This window comes from Nostoc sp., from assembly GCF_036917235.1.
GTDB lineage: Bacteria > Cyanobacteriota > Cyanobacteriia > Cyanobacteriales > Nostocaceae > Nostoc.
This window is the reverse complement of the sequence record NZ_JBALDU010000052.1, coordinates 1-4,440: the sequence shown is the minus strand read 5'-3', so window position 1 is coordinate 4,440 and position 4,440 is coordinate 1. Positions and strand designations below refer to the sequence as shown.

Sequence of the window (4,440 nt, the reverse complement as noted above, 5' to 3'; positions counted from 1 at the left end):
CCCTGATTCCTTCATCTGCACCCTGAAACGGGTTTTACCCTAATTATTTATTCTCCCACTAATATGGTCTGTTTATTTCCGCCGTGCTGTACTAGACTCGTAGGACAACGCTCTAATGCTGGAGCAAATATCACCAGCTTAATCATTCTGCTTGCCATATTTGGGGTACTTTCCGAATACTTTGGTGTGATTGATATAGTTCCCGGTTTTGGACGAGAGGGACGATATTTTCAGCTTAAGTTTCAGGTGACTAACGAACAAATGATTCAACAACCAAATCAATAAAAATACCAGGGATATATATAATGCTTAAAGGTAGTGATATTATCGATAAAGTGGTCGTCACCTACGACACAGGTAAGAAAATTGTCCGAATTATAGATTTAATTTTTGATCGGCAACGCAATCAACTTTTGGGTTTTCTAGTTGCAGAGAAGGGACTGTTTCGAGATGCAAAAGTGATTTCTCTACAAGAGGTACAAGCGATCGGGTCAGATGCGATCGTAGTTAACTCAAAAGAATCTGTTGTGAACGCACATCGTGTCCCTCTAATTAAAGAGATTCTGCACCAGAATATTGTGTTGAGAAAAAAGAGAATTCTGACTACAGAGGGACTTGACCTCGGTGGATTAGTCGATTTGTTCTTCGATGAGCATAGTGGAATGGTGGAAGGATACGAAGTTTCTGGCGGTGTATTTGCTGATGCTTATTCGGGGCGATCGTTCGTTCCTGCTAGCGAAGCACTGAAAATTGGTGACGATGTTGCCTTTGTACCTCCAGAAACTGCTCAACTGATGGAAGAACATGTTGGTGGTATCTGAGGAGCCGTTCAGGCAACTGGAGATAAATTACAGGACTCAGCCCAGACTACCAACCGTAGACTACAAACAGCAGCTCAAACTGTGAATGAGCAACTACAAAGCTCGGTAGAGAAAGTGAACCGCGGGCTACAGTCAGCAAGCCAGAATGCAGGCGAGCAATTCCTTGCCGCAACTGATGCGACTGGCAGCAAACTACAAGACTTCAATCGAGATGTAACTGCCTCCCTGACAAACAATTTGGTCGATCCTGCCGAACAAAAGGTATATGTGATTGGCAAGTGTGTCGAGCGGGATGTGCTGACTCCAGATGGGAATGTACTGCTACTAAAGGGTCAAGAAGTCACCCTAGTCAATGCAGAAGCAGCCGATCGCCTGGGTATCCTTGATGAACTCTATCGAGCCACGGGTGGCAGTCTGACTGCCAACATCAGCCGCAATTTACAAGCAGCAACAGAATCTGCTGGCAATCGAATTGGCAGCGTAACTCACAGCAGCGCCGCTAGTCTGCGTCACTCAGTTGATTCCTTGGCAGCAAATGTAAATGTAGCGATCCAGCAGGCAAGAGGGCGCAGAGTCTTGCGAACAGTGCGTGCTGACGATGGCTTAATTATTGCGGCATCTGGGCAGATTGTGACAGAATCCCTCCTCGATCGCGCTCAGATTTACGCTAAAGAAATAGAATTGCTGAACGCTGTCGGGCTGAATCTGGCAACCGCAGTCCGTTCTACCGTGAGTGACAGATGGTTAGAAAACAAAGTTCAACTGGGCGATAGAGCAAGCATCGCTCAAGAGAATCTCAACACTTTCTGGCAAGCCTTGAAAGCGAAGGCAGAAAAGTTACAAGGACGCAGCAGACGGGCAATGAAAAATCAACGGATTGAACAAGCATTGGGTCGTCCAGTTACCCGTGTCATTCTCGATCCAGAAGACAACGTGATATTGAATGTAGGTGAATTGATTACACATCGCGCCGTCAGTCAAGCTGAAACAAGTGGAGTTCTGAATATCTTACTAAGTTCGGTCTATAGTAAAGAGCCACAAATCTCTGACAAAGAGTTACGTGCTTCAGAATGCGGCGTAACGCGGGAATGGATCTATTGGTATGATGAGCAAGGACAACGGTATCTCACGCCCGCAGAACAAGTAAAACAAGAGACACAACGCGCTCAACAAGAGACACAACGCGCTCAACAAGAAGCACAACGCGCTCAACAAGCAGAACTTCGGGTGCAACAATTGACAGAACAATTAAGAGCGTTGGGAATAGATCCAGATAATCTGGATTAACTGAAATATTTTGCAATATTTTCAACAAGACTGAAAATCAGGTTTTTCAGATTTATGCATTTGCCATAAATCAATATTTGCTACTGCAAGCTATCAGTAAAAAACTATTGCTTTTTAGGAATAACGTTCCTGATTCCACTTTTATTAGATACAGTATCACCTTTGTAACGAGGGATAATATGAATACTGGCGTGCATAATATTTTGACCTGCGGCTCGATTGATGTTCATTCCTATATTAAAGCCATCAGGTTCAAATTCTGCTTTGAGAATTTCTTGTACTTTGTTCACCATAAACCAGCAAGCAGATTGCTCTTTAAATGGGAGTTCAAAATAGCTGCTAACATGACGTTTGGGAATAATTAGAACATGTCCTTTACTTATTGGATAACCATCAAAAATAGCATAAGCAGTTGCTGATTCAGTTAATAGTTTGAGACTTTTATGGGGATTACAGAATATACAATAGTTTGATGAATTTCGCTGATGATTATAGTGAGCATATTCATATACTTCCCGATATTCATCTAAGCAAATTGAAGTAAAGGGAAGTTTAGCAATACACTGATAGGTAGCTTTTTTGTGAATATAATGTTCTCGAAACCCTTCTTTTTTGATATCCCTTCTTACAGCATAATAAGCTTTGCCTCCTGGTTTTAATAAGTGGGATATTTCCATTAAGACATTAGTTTGTTCTTCGGTAAATAAAACATTCAAAACATAAAAGCAAATTATTGTATCGAATTTAGTATCAGGATATTTTGGAAAATAATAAGGGTCATAGCCTGTAATATCACAACCTTTTTGGCGCAATATTTTAACATCATTACCAAGACCACAACCAAAGTCTAATATTTTGCCTTGTAGAAGGTTTTGATTTAATAAAAACTGTGCCGGAAATGATAGATAACTTCTTTCGATCGCAGTAAGATGGCTGAACTGATTTTTTTGCTGTTTCATGGAATGAATTTTGGTGTTAATGTCCCAAAATTATTATTCCCAGCATCCCTAAGGTTATGCGATGTCTACGATGGTCACTGAGCGGCTGGTGAGCGGAGTCGAACCATGCCGAAGTGCGGGCTATGCTTACGCATCAGGGTCAATACCTAGCTCACGTAACCTAGCAGCTAATATATCAGCACGCTGGCGTTCTTGTTCAGCGCGTTGGCGTTCTTGTTCAGCACGTTGACGTTCTTGTTCAGCACGTTGACGTTCTTGTTGGGCTTGTTCGCTACTCCACAACAGTAAATTTCCTTCTGTATCCCACCAGCGCAGCCAATTCATGGTTTGGCATAATCTTTCACCTTGCCAAATTCCGAGAAATAACTCTAACTCAGGAATCCAAAAGCGTCCATTGGCGTCTGCTTGCTGCAAGGTATATTGTCCATTTTGTAAGCAACGTAGTTCTATGCTTGGCTCGTAAGGGTCGTAGGTTACGTAGGTTGGAACTTGGAGAATCTTTTCGTAATAATAGAGTTTACCGTAGGGTGGAGTTGAGCGAACTGATAGTTCTCCACCTTCTGTGTCTGAGAGAAATTCCATCACTACAGCTACAGCAGCGCCTTCTAAATTCGGGGTGTAGCTGCGACGAACTACATTTGTTCCTACAGACTGCACTTGAGGGACATAAAACCAGTCTGGTGCTTTGACAACGATTTTTTTGTTGACTGTGGCTACAAGTCCAAAATTAGAGCCAATCAGCATCTGGGGTTGGATGCGTGCTGTGCTTCCTAAAGCATCGGTAAGCGCAGATGCGATCGCAGGTTGTTGAATATTTTCCACTGGATCGTCTGGTAAAATGAAGTCGGCTGGAAGTGCTTCCCAAGTAACAATTGGTTCTTTTTGGATGGGGTTAACTTGTAGAACCATAAAATTATTCCTAATATCCATGCATAGTATATTAGTTATTTTTAACAAATCTTCAGCTAGCATCGCTTTTAATCTTGGAGGTAAAAACAATCTTGGTGTTGACTACAGTTTTTAGCGATCGCTGGCATTAAAAAAATATAAAATTTTATCCAGAATATTAGCAATGTATTATACTCCTCATATTATTTTGTTAAATTTAGTTCAAAAAATGATATTGAGTTTTTAATTGCTTGGGGCGTTGCTAACGCTGTAGGTTTTATTTTTAAACCGATTCTAGAGAAACTTGCAACTTTAGCTACAGATGTTTTAGAAAACTACGTTAAAGATTTTTTTGGTGTCTGGATTAAAGATAAATTGGATTTAGCTAAAGAGTGCGATTCGTTGCTTAGTGAATCACGGTGTAAGTCCGTACATAACTAAGCCAACCCGACAGCAGATTACTGTCATTTAAGGGTTGAACTCTC

4 protein-coding genes and 1 pseudogene are annotated in these 4,440 nt (G+C 41.5%); 3 read left to right on the top strand and 2 right to left on the bottom strand.

The genetic code is table 11. The features are described 5' to 3' along the window. The first annotated feature begins 63 nt into the window (after nt 1-63). The 3 genes and pseudogenes from V7K44_RS16365 to V7K44_RS16355 all read left to right on the top strand — a co-directional run. A complete protein-coding gene (locus V7K44_RS16365; protein ID WP_334933003.1) occupies nt 64-285 on the top strand; it encodes a hypothetical protein in 222 nt (73 codons plus the stop codon). A gap of 20 nt (nt 286-305) precedes the next feature. Next, the gene (locus V7K44_RS16360) at nt 306-821 is read left to right on the top strand and encodes a PRC-barrel domain-containing protein (RefSeq protein WP_334933002.1); all 516 of its coding nucleotides are present in this window, start codon (nt 306-308) and stop codon (nt 819-821) included. Nucleotides 822-1,880: 1,059 nt separating this feature from the next. Then, nucleotides 1,881-2,108, top strand: a pseudogene (locus V7K44_RS16355) (hypothetical protein); the annotation flags it as partial. Between the two features lie 104 nt (nt 2,109-2,212). Here the strand turns inward: V7K44_RS16355 and V7K44_RS16350 are convergent. Both V7K44_RS16350 and V7K44_RS16345 read right to left on the bottom strand, forming a co-directional pair. Further along, nucleotides 2,213-3,067, bottom strand: a complete 855-nt coding sequence (locus tag V7K44_RS16350) for an HIT family protein (RefSeq protein ID WP_334933001.1) — start codon at nt 3,065-3,067, stop codon at nt 2,213-2,215. 126 nt (nt 3,068-3,193) lie between these two features. Beyond that, the gene (locus V7K44_RS16345; RefSeq protein WP_334933000.1) at nt 3,194-3,976 is read right to left on the bottom strand and encodes a Uma2 family endonuclease; all 783 of its coding nucleotides are present in this window, start codon (nt 3,974-3,976) and stop codon (nt 3,194-3,196) included. Between the last annotated feature and the right edge of the window lie 464 nt (nt 3,977-4,440).